Genomic DNA, 1,087 nt, shown 5'->3' on the forward strand with positions numbered 1-1,087 from the left:
GGCGAATTCAAACATGAGGTGCGACAGTTTCAAAAGCCTTATGATAATCAACAAGCTGAGCAAACTTCTCTAATGGTGTAAGCCAATCTAACGCTTTTCTAGGACGAGTATTCAGTGACATGGCAACTTGATTTAAATAATGCTGATCTGCCTGATTTAAATCAATTCCTTTAGGTAAATATTGCCTAATTAAACCATTCATATTTTCGCATGTGCCTTTTTGCCATGGTGAATGTGGGTCACAGAAATATACATCTATGCCTAAATCTTCTTCGAGTATTTTATGTTCTGACATCTCACGTCCACGGTCATAGGTCAACGTTTTACGCAGTTCTGCAGGTAAATATTTCAGAGCTTCAGTTAAAGCCTTGCGCACTGATTCTGCCTTTGCATCAGGTAATGTTGCCAAGATACAGAGCCGTGTATTTCGTTCAATAAGTGTTGCTATCGAACTTTTATTGTCTTTACCTTTAATTAAATCGGCCTCCCAATGACCCGGTATTTTTCTTTCTTGAACTTCGGCTGGGCGCTCATGAATAGTTTTAATATCCTGTAATATAGAATCTTTTTTAGGTTCACCGTTAGCTTTTCGCTTTTTATTTTCATGACGCAGACAGGATAATAAGTCTTTTTTCAACTCACCCTTTGGTAATGCTCGTATAGTTGAGTAAATCGTTGTATGGCTTACATTCATTGTTTGATCCAAATCAGGAAATGTCTTTAAACGCTTCGATATTTGCTGAGGAGACCATAAACAACGGATCGCTTCAACAATAAATCTCCAGAGAATTGAGTCGATTTTGAGTTTTCTGTGACCACGTCTACGTCTAGCGAAGGTGTTATCAGAAGCATATCGAGCTTGATAAACGTCATTGATGCTATTTCTTTTAAGTTCACGATAGATCGTACTAGGATGTCTTTTAATAAGTTCAGCAAATTTTCTGGGTGAAAAGCCTTCTTTTCTTGACTCAAGCATTAATGCAGTACGATCTTCAAAGTTAAGATGATGGTATGACAATTTTATATACTCCATAAACCCTTTAAATTAATTAGGTGGTTTATGTCGCACTTCAAGTTTTACTCTGCC

At 37.2% G+C, this 1,087-nt stretch carries 1 protein-coding gene; it reads right to left on the reverse strand.

The genetic code is table 11. The annotated features are described in order from the left end of the window. Window positions 1–7: 7 nt before the first annotated feature. Window positions 8–976, reverse strand: coding sequence for an IS30 family transposase (locus IRT38_RS04050; RefSeq protein WP_228761473.1), 969 nt, complete (start codon window positions 974–976; stop codon window positions 8–10). Between the last annotated feature and the right edge of the window lie 111 nt (window positions 977–1,087).

Origin of the sequence: Acinetobacter sp. SK-43, from assembly GCF_015351505.1 — a bacterium.
Taxonomy (GTDB): Bacteria; Pseudomonadota; Gammaproteobacteria; order Pseudomonadales; family Moraxellaceae; genus Acinetobacter; species Acinetobacter junii.